The sequence below is a fragment of the Kribbella sp. NPDC104740 genome (assembly GCF_055583505.1).
Genome location: NZ_JBVJNV010000008.1, coordinates 1 through 15,621, shown reverse-complemented (window position 1 = coordinate 15,621; position 15,621 = coordinate 1). Strand labels below are relative to the sequence as shown.

Below are 15,621 nucleotides of genomic sequence, written 5' to 3'. Positions count from 1 at the left end.
GCCGCGGGCGCTGCGCAGGTTGGGTGGCGCTGTCAGTCCGTGCCGGACTCCATCGCCGCGCGGTCGAGCAGCTCGTCGTCGGGGTCGACCTGCCCGCGCGACGCGATCAGGTCGGCGCCGCCCTCCGGCATCTCGCCGATCAGCTGCGGCGTCGTGGTGCCGATCAGCTCCGCGTGCGCTGTACCGATCATGCCCAGCCCGGCGTACTGCTCGAGCTTGGCGCGCGAGTCCGCGATGTCCAGGTTCCGCATGGTCAGCTGGCCGATCCGGTCCAGCGGGCCGAACGCGGAGTCCTCGGTGCGCTCCATCGACAGCTTGTCCGGGTGGTAGCTGAACGCCGGGCCGGTGGTGTCGAGGATCGAGTAGTCCTCACCGCGCCGCAGCCGCAGCGTCACCTCGCCGGTGATCGCGGCGCCGACCCAGCGCTGCAGGGACTCCCGCAGCATCAGCGACTGCGGGTCGAGCCAGCGGCCCTCGTACATCAACCGGCCGAGCCGCCGGCCCTCGTTGTGGTACGACGCGACGGTGTCCTCGTTGTGGATCGCGTTCACCAGCCGCTCGTACGCCGCGTGCAGCAGCGCCATGCCCGGCGCCTCGTAGATGCCGCGCGACTTCGCCTCGATGATCCGGTTCTCGATCTGGTCGGACATGCCCAGGCCGTGCCGGCCGCCGATCGCGTTGGCCTCCATCACCAGGTCGACCGCGGAGCCGAACTCCTTGCCGTTGATCGTCACCGGCCGGCCCTGCTCGAAACCGATCGTGACGTCCTCGGCCGCGATCTCGACCTCGGGGTCCCAGAACGCGACGCCCATGATCGGCTGCACGGTCTCGATCCCGGTGTCCAGGTGCTCCAGCGTCTTCGCCTCGTGGGTCGCGCCCCAGATGTTGGCGTCGGTGGAGTAGGCCTTCTCGGTGCTGTCGCGGTACGGCAGGTCGTGGGCGAGCAGCCACTCGCTCATCTCCTTGCGGCCGCCGAGCTCGGTGACGAACGCCGGGTCGAGCCACGGCTTGTAGATCCGCAGGTTCGGGTTCGCGAGCAGGCCGTAGCGGTAGAACCGCTCGATGTCGTTGCCCTTGTACGTCGACCCGTCGCCCCAGATCTGGACGTCGTCCTCGAGCATCGCCCGGACCAGCAGCGTGCCGGTGACCGCGCGGCCCAGCGGGGTGGTGTTGAAGTACGACCGGCCGCCGGAGCGGATGTGGAACGCGCCGCAGGTCAGCGCGGCCAGCCCCTCCTCGACCAGCGCCGCCCGGCAGTCGACCAGGCGGGCGATCTCGGCGCCGTACGCGTGCGCGCGGCCCGGGACCGAGGCGATGTCGGGCTCGTCGTACTGGCCGATGTCGGCGGTGTACGTGCAGGGGACGGCGCCCTTGTCGCGCATCCAGGCGACCGCGACCGACGTGTCGAGCCCTCCGGAGAAGGCGATGCCGACGCGTTCGCCGACGGGGAGAGAAGAGATCACCTTGGACATAGGAATAAGTATGCAGGGTTATGCATGATCATGCAAACCGGATGCACTGCGGTGGCGGGCGGTGGATGCTCGGGAGATGGCGTTTCCTGGGGCTGAGCTGCTGGAGGACACCGAGTTCGCGCCGGTGACGCGCGGGGAGATCGCCCGCGGGGTCGCCGGGCTGGGGGTGGTGGCGGGGGATGTGCTGATGGTGCACGTCCGGTTGTCGGCGCTCGGATGGGTGGTCGGCGGGATCGACACGGTGGTGCGGGCGCTGGTGGATGTGGTCGGTGCGGAGGGGACGCTGGTCGCGTTCTGCGGGTGGGACGACAGCCCGTACCACGTGAAGTTCTGGCCGCGGCGATGGCAGCGCGCGTACGACGAACTGCCGGGGTTCGCGCCGGAGGTGTCGTCGGCCAGACGGGATTTCGGGCGGTTCCCGGAGCGGCTGCGGACTTGGCCGGGAGCGCGCCGGAGCGGGCATCCGGAGGTGAGCTTCGCGGCGCTCGGTGCGCGGGCGGGAGGACTGCTGGCGTACGCCGGTCCCGCGGTCGAGGATCCGTGGGGTCGTGACGGGGTGCTCGGTCGGCTCACGGCCGCCGGCGGGAAGGTGCTGATGCTCGGCGCGCCGCTGAAGACGCTGACCCTGTGCCATCACGCGGAGGCGATCGCGGAGGTGGACGGGAAGCGGTATCACAGCTACCGGATGCCGGTGCGTACTGCGGAGGGCGATGTCTGGCGCGAGTACACAACTCTCGACACGTTCTACGGTGCGCTGCCGTACGCCGCTGGGCACTCGGTGGCGGACCTCGCCCAGCAAGCCGTCGCCGCCGGCGCCGGCGTGGGCGGGTGCGTGGGGTCGGCGGAGAGCTGGGTGTTCGACGCCCGCCGTACGGTCGGTGCTGTCAGGGGCTGGATCGAGGCAGCGTTCTGAGTTCGCCGTCGGTGTGGATGCGTTTGTCAGACCGGCGGCAAATCGTTGGCCAGCTTGATCAACCTGTCGAGCACCGCCCCACCCGACGCCCGTGCGCCGTCGTGCTCGTACTCGTTGGTGATCCACGTCGTCACGTTGCCCACCCGCGACGCCGTCTCCAGTGACAGCGAAGCGTCGACGTACATGTCGTCGTGGTAGATCGCCGCCGCGACCGGCACCTGGTTGGACGCCAAGCGCTCGACGTCGTACAGCGGTGTCCAGTCAGTCGCGGCCGCGAGTAGCTGCGCAGCTTCGGCGTACGGGCGCAGGCCGGCCAAGTCCTCGACCATCCAGGGGTAGATCATCTCGCCGGTGAAGAGGAACGGCTCCGCGGCGGCAGCGAACTCAGCCGGCATCACCCGCGCAGCCGCCCAGTTCGTCGGGCGCTCGTCCTGCCCGTACAGCGACTCGTGCAGCACCACGAACAGCGGGTTCAGCGTGTGATCGGTCCGCGCCAGCGCGCCGTGCAGGAACGCGTCCGACAGCTCGTCCCCGTCCCACGCCTCGTCGATCAGCCAGTGCAACGACTCCGCCGACTCGCTCATCCCCAGCCCGAAGCCGAGCGTCTGAAACCGCTCGACCGTCAAGCGATCCCCATTCGGCAGCCGGACATCTGAACCCAGCAGGTGATCAGCGATCCGCCGCACCTTCGCCACGTCCTCCGGGAACAGCCGGTAGTACCGCAACGTCTTCGCCTTGGCTCGCGGATACGTCCGCCGGTACACGTCATCAGCCGTCGCATCCAGCCCGGCCAGCCCGCCGGTCACGTAGCAGGCCTTCAAACCCTCTGGCGCCTTCGACAGATAAGTCAGCGTGATGAACCCGCCGTACGACTGCCCGAGCGTCGACCACGGCTTGCCCGGGCTCAGCTGCCCGCGGATGAACTCGGCGTCCGCCACGATCGAGTCCGCCCGGAAGTTCTTCAGGTACGCCGCCAGCTCCGCGCCGCTCATCGACGCGGCGGTCCGCCGGGTGACCGGCGTACTGCGGCCGGTGCCGCGCTGGTCGAGCAGCAGCACCCGGAACTCCCGCGTCGCGCGCTCCAGCCAGCCGCTCCCGCTCGTCGGCCGCGGTGACGCCGAACCGGGACCGCCCTGCAGGAAGACCAGCCACGGCAGGTCGTCGTCGTCCACCTTGGTCGGCGCGACCGCCTCGCGCGCGAACACCTCGATCGTCGGACCGCCGGGCCGCGCGTGGTCGAGCGGCACGGTGAAGGTGTGATCGGTCAGCACGAGTCCCGGGATTCTGGCCACCCGTTCATTGTCCAGGATCAGCCCACGAAGGCGGGATCGTTGTCCACAGCCTGCTCGACGACCCGCAGCGCGGCCTGTACGCGGAAGACGTGGTCGACCGGGTCGTGCCCGGCGAGCACTCGCCGTACGGACTGCAGGTGAGCCGTCCGGTACGCCGCCGCGGTCAGCGCCGCGACCAGCCGCGGCTGCCGGACGCCGGTCGCCTCCATCGCCATCGCGACCGCGTCCTCGAGCTGCTCGGCCATCTCCCGCGCGCGGGCCTGCAGCGCGCGCGACTCCGCGACCATGCGGAAGAACGGCTCCTGCCGCAGCCGGACCAGGAACGGCGGCGACTCCTGCGACGCCAGGAACAGCGCGCGGTCAGCGATCGCCCGGACCGCGCTCATCCCGTCGGGGCGGTCGAGCACCGCGCCGACGAACTCGGCCTCGGTCTCCGGGTACTGGTCGAAGAGCAGGTCCTCCTTGCGCGGGAAGTGTGCGAACACCGTCGGCCGCGCGACGTCGGCCGCCTCCGCGATCTCCGACACCGACACCTGGTCGAAGCCGCGCTCGACGAACAGCCCGGTCGCCACGTCGGAGATGTGCTGCCGCAGTGCGGCCTTCTTCCGTTCCCGGCGACCTTCCATGACAAAAGCATACCCAACTCAAAGTCATACCGAGTATGCTCAAACGCGGACGAGAGGAGGAGCCGGTGCAGTACGTGGAGGAGTCGATCGAGCTGCTCGACCAGATCGAGCTGGCGGCGGCGTTCTGGTTCGGTCTCGCTGAGTTCGAGCTGCCGGCCGAAGAGGACGCCGAGAGGAACTGAGCGGGGCTACGGTAGGCCCGTGCGAGTAGCTACCTGGAACGTGAATTCGGTGAAGCAGCGGATGCCGCGGCTGCTCGACTGGCTGGACGAGCGGGAGCCCGATGTCGTCTGCCTGCAGGAGACGAAGCTGGCCGATGACGCGTTCACCAGCCTGCTGGGCGCGGAGCTGTCCGGACGCGGCTACGAAACTGCCCTGTACGGCGAGGTGCAGTGGAACGGTGTCGCCCTGCTGTCCAAGGTCGGCATCGAGGACGTGGTGACCGGTGTCGCCGGTGCGCCGGGCTTCCCGAACCCGGAGGCCCGCGCGGTCGCGGCGACGTGCGGCGGGATCCGCATCCACTCCCTGTACGTGCCGAACGGGCGCGAGCCCGACTCCGACCACTACGTCTACAAGCTGGCCTGGCTGAAGGCGCTGCGGGACGTGGTCGCGGCCGGCCCGGCCGAGCAGATCGTCTGCGGTGACATGAACATCGCACCGGCCGATGCGGACGTCTTCGACCCGGCGGCGTTCGTCGGCTCGACGCATGTCACCGCGCCGGAGCGAGAGGCGTTGGCCGCGCTGCTGGCGACCGGGCTGCACGACGTGGTCCGCGACCGCTGGCCGAGCGAGCGGGTCTTCAGCTACTGGGACTACCGGGCCGGCATGTTCCACCAGGACCTGGGGATGCGGATCGACCTGATGCTCGCCTCCGACCCGGTGGCCGAGCGGGTGAAGGCCGCCTGGATCGACCGGAAGGCGCGCAAGGGCACCGGGCCCAGCGACCACGCTCCGGTGATCATCGACCTGGACGTCGCGCCCGACGGCGACATCGGTCCCGTCGTACCGCCGCCGTCGAACCCGCGCGGCGCTCGCAAGCGCACGACCAAGCTGCCGCAGAACCGCTGATGCGCAGAGCCCTCCTGCTGGCCGCTGCCCTGCTGCTTGCAGCGACCGCCTGCAGCGAGGACAAGCCGGCAGCAGCGGTCCCCTGGGAGCAGGTGAAGCTACCGGCCGAGGCGGTAGCGCTGGCAAGCAGCGGCGACCAGCTGCTGGTCGGACTGCGCGACCGCAACGCCAAGGTGGTCCCGCGACTGCTGCTGGTCGAGGGCGACAAGCAGCGCGAGGTCAGGCTGTCTCCGTCGCCGAGCAGCCCGTACTCGTTCCACGCGATCTGGAAGTCCATCGCGTACGACGGCCGCCGGGTCCTCGCGCTGGGCGGTGCTGCGGGCGGTGCGCACTCCAACGTGCGCTGGACGGTCTGGACCGGCGACACCACCGCGCTGAAGGAGCTGCCACAGGTGTTCACCACCTTCGGCGGCCCGGATGCGGGACGGGTCTACTCAGCGGTGATGACCCCGACCGGTCAGGCACTGCTCGGCGCCTGGGCGAGCAAGACCTCCGGACTCGACGCCGCGGTGTGGCTGCCGCAGGGGGAGAAGTGGACCCGGCAGGACTCGACCGGGACCGTGCTGCGCAGCCAGCCGTCGCTGCTGGTCGGTCCTGGCGACGCGACGGCGTTCAAGGACTCCATCGTGCAGACGGGCTCGCAGGTGCGCCTCGCGAAGGATGTCGTCCAGCAGGAGGCCGCGGTGTGGGTGTCGCGGCGGCTGAACGACGGGTGGTCGAGCTTCGCGCTGCCGGAGGTGGGCGCGCGGAGTCACGGCGTACGGGTGTCGTGCGGGGAGCAGCTGTGCACGGTCGCCGGGTGGGTGGACGGGAAGCTGGCGCTGTGGCAGTTCGACCCGACTCAGCCGGACAGTGCGCGGAGGCTGAAGGGCGTGCCCGACCTCGCGGTCGGTGACAAGACGCCGCTGCCGCCGCCGGTGCTCGACGGTGACACCGTCGTCCAGGTCGTTGCCGACGGCAATCAGGTGAAGGTGCTCCGGGTCGGCGACGACAACTGGACGGTTCAGACCACCGCCGGACCGACCGGCGAGGTCACGGACGCGCGGCTGGTCGGCCGCACGCTCTACCTGGTCGCCGGTCCGACGCTGTGGAAGTCAGCCGAGTAGACCACGCACGTACGCCGCCTGGCCGGCGTGCTGGAGGTCGTCGGACAGGACGCTGTTCAACCGGACGCCCAGGGTGACCGGCGGGTTCCAGCGCTTGTCGACGACGCGCTCGAGGTCGTCGTCGGTCAGTGTCTCCAGGTACTGGACCGTGCGGGCGTGCACGGCGTCGTAGTACCCGGTCAGCAACTCGGCCGACAGCTTGACGGCAGCGACGTCGTCAGGGGTGTGGCCGTAGCCGGTATCCGCCGGGTCGAACGGGAGGCCGAGGCGCTCGTGCCAGCCGTCGGCGGTCAGCACCTGCTCGTACCCGCCGGCGTCGGCCAGGTGGTCGTCCTGGATGCGGGTCAGGTGCCAGACCAGCCAGGCGATCGAGTTCGCCGAGTCGGCCGGGCGGGTGCTCAACGCGTCGTCGCTCAGCCCCTCGACGGTGTCGTGCACGACCTCCTGGATCCGGCCGAACGCGTCGACCAGAAGTGCGCTGATGTTCATCTTTTCCCTTCGCCGCGCGGACTTCCGCCACCGTACTCCGGCCTGTGGACACCGCTGCGCACGGCCGGACCGAAACGATCTACTGTGAGCGGTACCAGACCAGAAGGAGCAGCTGTGGAATACCGCACCCTGGGTGCGAGCGGCACCGTCGTCTCGACGTACGCGCTCGGCACCATGACGTTCGGGCACGAGACCGACGAGGCCGGCGCGCACCAGCAGCTCGACACCTACGTCGAGGCCGGCGGCACGCTGATCGACACCGCCGACGTGTACTCCGCGGGAGTGTCGGAGCAGATCGTCGGGAGCTGGCTGGCCAAGAGCTCCGCCCGCGACAACGTCGTCCTGGCCACCAAGGGCCGCTTCCCGACCGGCGACGGGCAGAACGACGTCGGCACCTCGCGCCGGCATCTGCGGCGCGCGCTCGACGCGTCGTTGCAGCGGCTCGGCGTCGACCACGTCGACCTCTACCAGCTGCACGCGTGGGACCCGATCACCCCGCTGCAGGAGACGCTCAGCTTCCTCGAGGACGCCGTCCGGGCCGGCAAGATCGGGTACGGCGGCCTGTCGAACTTCACCGGCTGGCAGCTGCAGAAGGCGTGCGACCTGATCGACCGGCAGGGCTGGTCGCCGCTGGTCACGCTGCAGCCGCAGTACAACCTGCTGGTCCGCGAGATCGAGTGGGAGATCGTCCCGGCCGCGCAGGAGAACGGGCTCGGTCTGCTGCCGTGGTCGCCGCTGGGCGGCGGCTGGCTGACCGGCAAGTACTCGTTCGACGAGGCGCCGACCGGTTCGACGCGGCTGGGGGAGAACCCGGAACGCGGCGTCGAGGCGTGGGCCAAGCGGAGCCGGAACGAGCGGGTCCGCGCGGTCGTCGACGCGGTCCGGGCGATCGCGGAGGCGCGCGGGACGTCGATGGCGCAAATCGCGCTGGCGTGGCTGGTGGACCGGCCGGCGATCACGTCGGTGATCCTCGGCGCCCGCACGCTCGAGCAGCTGAACGACAACCTGGCCGCCGCGGACCTGCACCTGACCGCGGAGGAGACCGCGCAGCTGGACGAGGCGAGCGACCCGGGTGCGGCGGACTACCCGTACGGCGTACCGGGCGTGCAGCAGCGCGACCGCCCGATCACGGGCGGCCGCGGCTAAGCACCGGCCCGACACCGCCCAAGTCGGAGTCGGCGCTGCAGCAGCTAGGCGCAGGGCGCGGGTGTGCTCAGGTCGGCAGAACGTCCGACCAGAGCACGCCCAGCGCCAGGCAGGCCAGCGTGATCAGGCCGAAGACGCCGACCCACAGGATCGCCGGTACGCCGGTGATGCGGCGGAGTTGGTCGGCGTCGGAGTTGCGCCCGGCGCTGTGCCGGCGCGAGCGCTGCAGCTCGAGTACGGCTCGCGGCGCCGCGAGCAGCAGGAACCAGGTGAGCAGGTAGGCGAACGCCGACTGGACCTGCTCCGAGCCCCACCACGACACCCCGAACACCACCGCGCCGAACGCGAGCACCGACCAGAGCCCGAACAGGTTCCGGATCTGCAACAGCAGGATCAGCAAGGCGAGCAGCAACCCCCAGAGCAGGCCCACGGCGTACCCGCGGCTGAGCACGAACGCGGCCGCGAGGCCGAACAACGCGGGACCGGGATAGCCGACGAGCAGCACCGCGGCCATCCCCGCACCGTCGGGCTTCCCGCGCGAGACGGTGACGCCGGACGTGTCCGAGTGCAACCGGATCCCCGCGAGCTTGCGACCGACCAGCAGCGCGATCAGCCCGTGTGCACCCTCGTGCGCGATCGTCACCACCTGACGCGTGTGCCGCCAGATCGGCCGCCACGCGATCAGCAGCAGCGCCACGACGCCGGTGCCGATCACGACCTCGAGCGGCGGGTCGGCCTGCACGGACGTGATGTTGTCCCAAACCTCGATCACCGGGACATCCTGACAGGTGGGTGGTCAACTCCTGGCACCCCACCGAGTCGCGGTGCACCCAGCCGTTGACACAGCGGTACCACCGGCGGACGGTGGACAGATCGCGGCGTCCGGGGAGGGAGGCCGCCTGTTGGGGGATTCAATGACCGAACCGCGCAAGACCGTCACCAAGAAGACGACCGCCAAGAAAACCGTTGCCCGCAAGGGAAGTCGCGCCACCCGGCAGGACCAGCAGGCGGCCGCCGTACCGCTGCCGCAGTTCCTCGCCGGAGCTGGTTCGCTGACGCTGGCACAACGCAAACTGCTCGTCGACCAGTCGCTGCTGCTGCTCGGCGAGAACTACGTGCACCTGCCGCTGAAGGCCGCGATGCACGCCGTCAACCCGCTGCAGCGGCTGCGGGTGCTGCGGGCCCGGATGGAACGCCAGAGCGACGCGACGATGGAGGCCGAGTGGATCTTCCACCGGTCGATGTCGAGTGTGTTCCACTCGGTCCGCGACCTGCACACCAACTACCTGCTGCCGGCGCCGTTCGCCGGGAAGGTCGCGTACCTGCCGTTCATGATCGAGAAGTGCTTCGACGCCGGCGGCGAGCACTACCTGATCACCCGGATGGTGACCGGGTACTCCGCACCGCAGTTCGGGCCCGGGGCCGAGGTGACGCACTGGAACGGTACGCCGATCGCGCGCGCCGCCGCGCTGAACGGCGCGATCTTCGCCGGCAGCAACGAGGCGGCCAACCTCGCGCGTGGGCTGGAGTCGCTGACGCTGCGACCGTTGGTGATCCAGGCGCCGCCGGACGAGGACTGGGTGACGCTCAGCTACACCGGGCTGGACGGATCGTCGCAAGAGCTGCGCGAGCAGTGGAAGGTGACGACGAACCTGCCGCCGATGACCGATCTCGACGCGATCAGCGAGACCTCGGCGTCGCTCGGGCTCGACCTGGACTCGGACGAGAAGAGCCGCGCGAAGAAGAGCCTGTACGTGCGCGAGGTGGTCGATCTCGAACGCGGGGCGAGCTCGAGCGTTGTCGCGGCGCCGGTCGCGGTGGGGGCCGCGGATCTGCCGACGACGATGCCGGGGGTGTTCCGGGCCCGGGCGGTGACGACAGCGCACGGGACGTTCGGGCATCTGCGGATCTTCACGTTCAGCGTCACCGATCCGGTCGGGTTCCGGGACGAGTTCGTCCGGCTGGCCGCGGCGCTGCCGCAGGACGGGCTGATCGTGGATGTTCGCGACAACGGTGGTGGGCACATCTACGCCAGCGAGTTCACGCTGCAGACGATGACACCGCGGCGGATCACGCCGGAGCCGGTGCAGTTCATCAGCTCCCCGCTGAACCTGCGGATCTGCCGGCGGCACAAGGACAACCCGGCCGGGATCGACCTCGGTCCGTGGTTCGACTCACTCGACCTGGCGACCGAAACCGGCGCCGCGTTCTCGGCGGCGAAGCCGATCACGCCCGAGGACGGCGCGAACGAGGTCGGGCAGACGTACTACGGGCCGGTGGTGCTCGTGACGGACGCGCGGTGCTACTCGGCGACGGACATCTTCGCGGCCGGCTTCGCCGACCACGAGATCGGGACGATCCTCGGGGTGGACGACAACACGGGTGCCGGTGGGGCGAACGTGTGGACGCACGGGTTGCTCGCGACGCTGCTGAACGAGCCGCCGCCGGCGGACCCGACGTCGCCGTACGTCGCGCTGCCGAACGGCGCGAACCTGCGGGTGGCGATCCGCCGGACGCTGCGGGTGGGGGAGTTGTCGGGTACGCCGGTGGAGGACGTCGGCGTACGCCCGCATGCGATCCACCGGATGACGCGGGCGGACCTGCTGTCGGGCAACACGGACCTGCTCGATGCCGCCGGCGCGATCCTCGCGGGGATGCCGCAGCGGCGACTCGACGTGACGACGTCGATGACCGGCACGACGCTGACGGTCGGCCTGGACGTCGACGGTATCGATCGAGTCGACCTGTACCTGGACGATCGCCCGATCAGCTCGGAGGACCTGGCCGGTGTGCCGATCGCCATCGAGATCCTGGAGGTGACGCCAGGGCAGTTGCTCCGCGCGGATGCGTTCGACGCAGGAGTGTTGGTCGCGTCGCGGCGCGTGCACGTCTGAAGGCAACCGGTGGGTGCGGGTTGCGCACCCACCGGTGCCGGATCAGAGGTCGGCGTCGGCTGGGGTGCTGGCGGTGGCCAGTTGTTCGTCGGCGCGGATCAGGTACGGGGGTTGGTCGACGACCAGGCGGGCTGCGGTGGCGCCGATGTCGAACCAGAGGCCGACCAGCTCCAGGCGGCCTGCCTCCTCTGCCTTGCGGACGCAGGCGAAGGAGCGGAGGTTTTCCAGTTGGACGGCGACGTTCGCTACCGAGAGCTTGTCAGCGGGCGCGAGTTTGAGGCCGGTGGCTGGGTCGATGATGTCGGGGAGGGCTACGGCTCGGCGTACTGATGGTTCCAGGTGGCGGAGCCAGGTGCGGAGGCCGGAGCCGTCGTCGTCGACCGTGTCCAGGGCGGCGCCGGCGGCGCCGCAGTGGGAGTGGCCGCAGACGACGATCGAGCTGACGCCGAGCACGTCGACGGCGTACTCGACGGCGGCGTCGACCGAGTTGCTGTTCGAGCCGTACGGCGGGACCAGGTTGCCCACGTTCCGGACGCAGAACTGTTCGCCGGGGCCTGACGTGGTGATCAGGTTCGGCACGATCCGGGAGTCCGCGCAGGTGATGAACAGCTGCGTCGGTTTCTGCCCGTCGGCGGCCAGGCGCGCCATCATCGGCCGGATCAAATCGGCCGACTCCTCGAACTCGCGGATGCCGTCCAGCATCGACGCCCGCTGGTCGGGCGCGGGCACGATCTGCCCGTGCTGCCAGGGCAACCAGCGCTTGGCGTCACCCTGCAAGGCGGCCCGGAAGGCGGCCCGGTTGAGCTCGACCGTCCCGCCGCGGGCGAGGTGACCGCGGCGCCAGTCCTCGATCGCTTCGTACGCCGCGTGGTCCAGGTGGTCGACCTGGAGCTTCACGCGGACCGCGGCACCGACCGGAATCGTGCGCAGCGTCCGGACCAGCGACGCGACCCCGAGGAACACCAGCGTGCCCTGGATCCGCACCGTCCAGACCCCGCCCTCCTCGGTCGCGGTGACTGTTGCCTTCGCCAACCGGTAGAGCACACGCCCGAGCGCGAGCACCAGCCCGGCGAGCACGCCCTCGGCGAGGCCGAGCGCGGCGACACCGGCCGCGGTCACGACGTACACGAGCAGTTCGTCGTGCCGCCGCAAGGTGCGGATGTGCGCGAGCTGGACCAGCCGGAGCCCGGTGACGAGCAGCACGCCCGCGAGAGCGGCCATCGGGATGAGTTCCAGCATCGCACCGGCCGCGAGCACGAAGACCGCGATCCAGAGGCCGTGCATGATCGCCGAGGCGCGGGTCTTCGCGCCGGCCGTGACGTTGGCCGTACTGCGCACGATGACGCCGGTGACCGGCATCCCGCCGAGCGCGCCGGAGACCGCGTTCGCGGCGCCCTGGCCGATCAGCTCACGGTCCAGGTTGCTCCGTTTGCCGCGGTGAAGTTTGTCCACGGCAACGGCCGAGAGCAGCGACTCGACGCTCGCGACCAGCGCGACGGTGAGCACCGCCGTCCCGATGTCGAGCGCGCTGCCGGCCGGTATCGCGGGCAGGATCAGCTCCTGCAGCGGGTTGTCCGGGAGGTCGACGCGGGTGACGTCGACCATGAACCAGGCGGCCAGCGCGGTCACGAAAACCACCGCGACCAGCGGCGCCGGAACGACTTTCACCTTCGGGATCCGCGGCCACGCGAGCAGGATCACGACGGTCAGCACCCCGACCAGCACGGAGCCCGGGTGGTGGGCGACGAGTTGGCCGGGAAGCCCGGCCAGGTTGGCGATCAGCGAGCTCTGCGCCTGTCCACCGAGAACGACGTGGAGCTGCTGGACGGCGATCGTGATGCCGATGCCCGCGAGCATGCCGTGCACGACCGCGGGGGACAAGGACAGTGCGAGCCGGCCGATGCGGGTGACACCGAGCAGGATCTGCAGCAGGCCGGCCGCGCAGGTGATGGCGGCGGTCGCGGCCCAGCCGAACTGGCTGACCAGTCCGGCGACGACAACGGTGAGGCCGGCGGCCGGGCCGCTGACCTGGAGCGGAGAGCCGCCGAGCGCGCCGGCGACCACGCCGCCGACGACGGCGGCGACGAGGCCCGCGATCAGCGGCGCCCCGGAAGCTGCGGCGATCCCGAGTGACAACGGGATCGCGATCAGGAAGACCACCAGCGAGGCCGGTAGGTCATGACGGACGATGGACCTCCACGAAACCTGTTCGACAGCAGGCTCGCGCGAAGGCGGTGAATGGGAAGTTGACATGGTCGGCACGGGTCCCTCCGGCGTCGGTGCTAGAGCATCAGGCGTCGAAACAAAGAGTGTCGATCTCGTTACTCATAGTACGCAGCCGTTCAAGGCCCGACGACCCTCGATTTGTTGCCCTGGGCTCAGAACGCCCGGAGTAGTGGCGAAATCGTTGCCTAAGGCAGCTTCGAGACCCGGCGCTCGGCGGCGATCCCGTCCCGCAGCCGGACACCGTGGCCGGGGGCATCGGTCGCGGCGATCCGCCCGTCGGCGATCGGCGGCAGGCCGTCGACCAGTTCGGCGTACCAGGTCCGCAGGAAGGCGCGGACGGTCTCCTGGATCAGCCCGTTCGGCGCTGACTGGGTCAGGTGTACGCACGCGGCCAGCGTCGCCGGCCCGGTGCAGTCGTGCGGAGCCACCGGTACGCCGTACGTGTCCGCGAGCGCGGCGACCTTGCGTGCCTCGGTCAGCCCGCCGGTCCACTGCACGTCGACGGTGACGACGTCAACCGCGCCGCGTTCCAGCAGCGGAAGGAATCCACGCCGCCCGACCAGCGTCTCGCCGGTCGCGATCGGTACGTCGACATCGCGCCGCAAGGCGGCCAAACCATCGACGGTATCGGGCCGCATCGGGTCCTCGACCCAGTACGGCCGGTACTCGGTCAGCGCCTGCAGGATCGTCGTCGCCCCGCGCCGGTTCCACAGCCCGTGCAGCTCGACCATCAGCCGCATGTCGAACCCGACCTCGGCGCGAATCGCCTCGATCACCGCCAGCCCGCGGCTCAGCTCGGCCGGCGAGATGTCGGTCCCACCGGTTGCCTCGGCTGCGCGGTCGAACGGCCAGACCTTCATCCCCGTGATGCCCTCGTCCCACAGGTCGCGGGCCAGCGCGGCCGGACGGTTCAGGAAGGCGTCGAGATCGTCCCAGCGGTCGGGAGTCGTTGCCGGGACACCCCAGTTGTCCGATCGTTGCCGCGTACTCGTACTGATGTACCCCGGTCCGGCACACGTGTTGTACGTCGGCAACGACTCGGCGACCGGCCCGCCGAACAAGCGCACCAGCGGCAGCCCGGCCTCCTGCCCGACCAGGTCCCACAGCGCCAGATCGACCGCGCCGTTCCCGCGCGTCTCGACCCCCGCCCCGGCGAACCCCGTGTACGACGCGAGCGCCCGCGCCATCGACTCCGGCGTCGGGTCGGCCGCCGTCAGCAGCACCTCGGCCGCCGACTCGTGCAGGTACGCCTCGACCGTCCGGCCGCCGAAGAACGCCTCGCCGAGCCCGGTCCGCCCGTCGTCGGTGTGCAGCAGCACGAACACCAGGTTGGGCTGGATCGCGGGCCGAACCGTCTCCACTGCGCTGATTCTCATCGCGGATCCTCTCCTCGTCACCCCTCCCTTACCAAGCAGCGGCGACCGGGAAACTACGATCGGGACCAGTCGAGCGCGGGAGAGAAGTCGATGGATCTTCAGTTGTCGGGAAAGACGGCCGTCGTCACCGGGGCCAGCAAGGGGATCGGACTGGCCTGCGCGGAGGCGCTGGCCCGGGAGGGCGCGCGGGTCACCGGGATCTCCCGCGACCCCGCGAACCTCGCGCAGGCGCAGGCCGAGCTGAAGACGAAGGGCCTCGAGTACGCCGTGGAGGCGGTCGACCTGACCGACGCCGACGCGACGAACGCGCTGTTCGCGCGGATCGGCGTACCGGACGTTCTGGTGAACTGCGCGGGCGCGGCCCGGCAGGTGCCGGTCGACGAGCTGAGCAGCGCGTCGCTGCACTCGGCGATGGAGGCGAAGTACTTCACCTACATGCACGCGACCGAGGCGGTGATCCGTGGGATGGCCGAGCGCGGCAGCGGCACGATCGTGAACGTCGTCGGCCAGGGCGGCCGGCAGGCGAGCCCGCTGCACATCGGCGGCGGCGCGGCGAACGCGGCGCTGATGCTCGCGTCGGTCGGCTACGCCAAGGCGTACGCCGGACGCGGCGTCCGGGTGAACGTGATCAACCCGGGCCTGACCCGGACCGGCCGGATCGACGACCGGCTGGACGCGGCCGTCCGTGAGGCGGGGCGGCCGCGGGAGGAGCTGCTGGCCGAGATGGTGGCCGGCATCCCGCTCGGGCGAGCGGGCGAGCCGGCCGAGATCGCGAACGTGGCGGTGTTCCTGGCGTCGCCGCTGGCCAGCTACGTGACCGGCGCGGTCGTCCCGATGGACGGCGGCGCGACCTCCGCGATCTGAGGTCGCGCGCGACACCCACCACCGATCAAGCGAGCGCGGGGGGGGGGGGGGGGGGGTTAGGGGGTTGGCCGTCCCGCGTCGGAAAAGGGGGGGGGCGGGGGTGGGGGTGGGGGTTGGTGGCGGCCAACGGACCACCCCACCGTTCGGAA

Annotated in this window: 13 protein-coding genes; 6 read left to right on the top strand and 7 right to left on the bottom strand. The window is 70.6% G+C overall.

Annotated elements, in window-relative coordinates; all coding sequences use genetic code 11:
• Positions 1 to 32 precede the first annotated feature (32 nt).
• A complete protein-coding gene (gene argG / locus ACZ6Z4_RS32670) occupies positions 33 to 1,472 on the bottom strand; it encodes an argininosuccinate synthase (protein ID WP_465573468.1) in 1,440 nt (479 codons plus the stop codon).
• A 76-nt stretch (positions 1,473 to 1,548) separates the two neighbouring features.
• On the opposite strand from argG, the gene aac(3) reads away from it, so the two are divergent.
• Positions 1,549 to 2,385, top strand: coding sequence for an aminoglycoside 3-N-acetyltransferase (gene aac(3) / locus ACZ6Z4_RS32665; RefSeq protein ID WP_465573466.1), 837 nt, complete (start codon positions 1,549 to 1,551; stop codon positions 2,383 to 2,385).
• A gap of 26 nt (positions 2,386 to 2,411) precedes the next feature.
• Here aac(3) and ACZ6Z4_RS32660 read toward each other — a convergent pair whose 3' ends face one another.
• The gene (locus tag ACZ6Z4_RS32660; RefSeq protein WP_465573464.1) at positions 2,412 to 3,677 is read right to left on the bottom strand and encodes an alpha/beta fold hydrolase; all 1,266 of its coding nucleotides are present in this window, start codon (positions 3,675 to 3,677) and stop codon (positions 2,412 to 2,414) included.
• 17 nt (positions 3,678 to 3,694) lie between these two features.
• Entirely contained in the window at positions 3,695 to 4,303 is a 609-nt protein-coding gene (locus tag ACZ6Z4_RS32655; RefSeq protein ID WP_465573462.1) for a TetR/AcrR family transcriptional regulator, read from the bottom strand.
• A gap of 201 nt (positions 4,304 to 4,504) precedes the next feature.
• Here ACZ6Z4_RS32655 and ACZ6Z4_RS32650 point away from each other — a divergent pair, with 201 nt between their 5' ends.
• Positions 4,505 to 5,371 carry an exodeoxyribonuclease III gene (locus tag ACZ6Z4_RS32650; RefSeq protein WP_465573460.1) on the top strand — a complete coding sequence of 289 codons (867 nt, stop codon included), beginning with the start codon at positions 4,505 to 4,507 and terminating at the stop codon, positions 5,369 to 5,371.
• Positions 5,371 to 6,477 (top strand): hypothetical protein, encoded by a 1,107-nt coding sequence (locus tag ACZ6Z4_RS32645; protein WP_465573458.1) that lies wholly within the window; start codon positions 5,371 to 5,373, stop codon positions 6,475 to 6,477. The genes ACZ6Z4_RS32650 and ACZ6Z4_RS32645 overlap by 1 nt, the downstream gene beginning before the upstream one ends.
• On the opposite strand, the gene ACZ6Z4_RS32640 is transcribed toward ACZ6Z4_RS32645, so the two are convergent.
• Positions 6,466 to 6,966, bottom strand: a complete 501-nt coding sequence (locus tag ACZ6Z4_RS32640) for a mycothiol transferase (protein ID WP_465573455.1) — start codon at positions 6,964 to 6,966, stop codon at positions 6,466 to 6,468. The two genes, ACZ6Z4_RS32645 and ACZ6Z4_RS32640, sit on opposite strands and share 12 nt — an antisense overlap.
• A 114-nt stretch (positions 6,967 to 7,080) precedes the next feature.
• Here ACZ6Z4_RS32640 and ACZ6Z4_RS32635 point away from each other — a divergent pair, with 114 nt between their 5' ends.
• The gene (locus tag ACZ6Z4_RS32635; protein WP_465573452.1) at positions 7,081 to 8,112 is read left to right on the top strand and encodes an aldo/keto reductase; all 1,032 of its coding nucleotides are present in this window, start codon (positions 7,081 to 7,083) and stop codon (positions 8,110 to 8,112) included.
• 67 nt (positions 8,113 to 8,179) lie between these two features.
• Here the strand turns inward: ACZ6Z4_RS32635 and ACZ6Z4_RS32630 are convergent, their stop codons facing one another.
• Positions 8,180 to 8,884: a M50 family metallopeptidase gene (locus tag ACZ6Z4_RS32630; RefSeq protein ID WP_465573450.1), complete on the bottom strand. Its 705-nt coding sequence runs from the start codon at positions 8,882 to 8,884 to the stop codon at positions 8,180 to 8,182.
• Between the two features lie 142 nt (positions 8,885 to 9,026).
• Here ACZ6Z4_RS32630 and ACZ6Z4_RS32625 point away from each other — a divergent pair, with 142 nt between their 5' ends.
• Positions 9,027 to 11,006, top strand: a complete 1,980-nt coding sequence (locus ACZ6Z4_RS32625) for a S41 family peptidase (RefSeq protein WP_465573447.1) — start codon at positions 9,027 to 9,029, stop codon at positions 11,004 to 11,006.
• A 42-nt stretch (positions 11,007 to 11,048) separates the two neighbouring features.
• Here the strand turns inward: ACZ6Z4_RS32625 and ACZ6Z4_RS32620 are convergent, their stop codons facing one another.
• Both ACZ6Z4_RS32620 and ACZ6Z4_RS32615 read right to left on the bottom strand, forming a co-directional pair.
• The gene (locus ACZ6Z4_RS32620; protein WP_465573444.1) at positions 11,049 to 13,259 is read right to left on the bottom strand and encodes a bifunctional SulP family inorganic anion transporter/carbonic anhydrase; all 2,211 of its coding nucleotides are present in this window, start codon (positions 13,257 to 13,259) and stop codon (positions 11,049 to 11,051) included.
• A 158-nt stretch (positions 13,260 to 13,417) separates the two neighbouring features.
• Positions 13,418 to 14,608: a mandelate racemase/muconate lactonizing enzyme family protein gene (locus ACZ6Z4_RS32615; protein WP_465573441.1), complete on the bottom strand. Its 1,191-nt coding sequence runs from the start codon at positions 14,606 to 14,608 to the stop codon at positions 13,418 to 13,420.
• 90 nt (positions 14,609 to 14,698) lie between these two features.
• On the opposite strand from ACZ6Z4_RS32615, the gene ACZ6Z4_RS32610 reads away from it, so the two are divergent.
• Positions 14,699 to 15,472 carry an SDR family NAD(P)-dependent oxidoreductase gene (locus tag ACZ6Z4_RS32610; protein WP_465573437.1) on the top strand — a complete coding sequence of 258 codons (774 nt, stop codon included), beginning with the start codon at positions 14,699 to 14,701 and terminating at the stop codon, positions 15,470 to 15,472.
• Positions 15,473 to 15,621 lie beyond the last annotated feature (149 nt).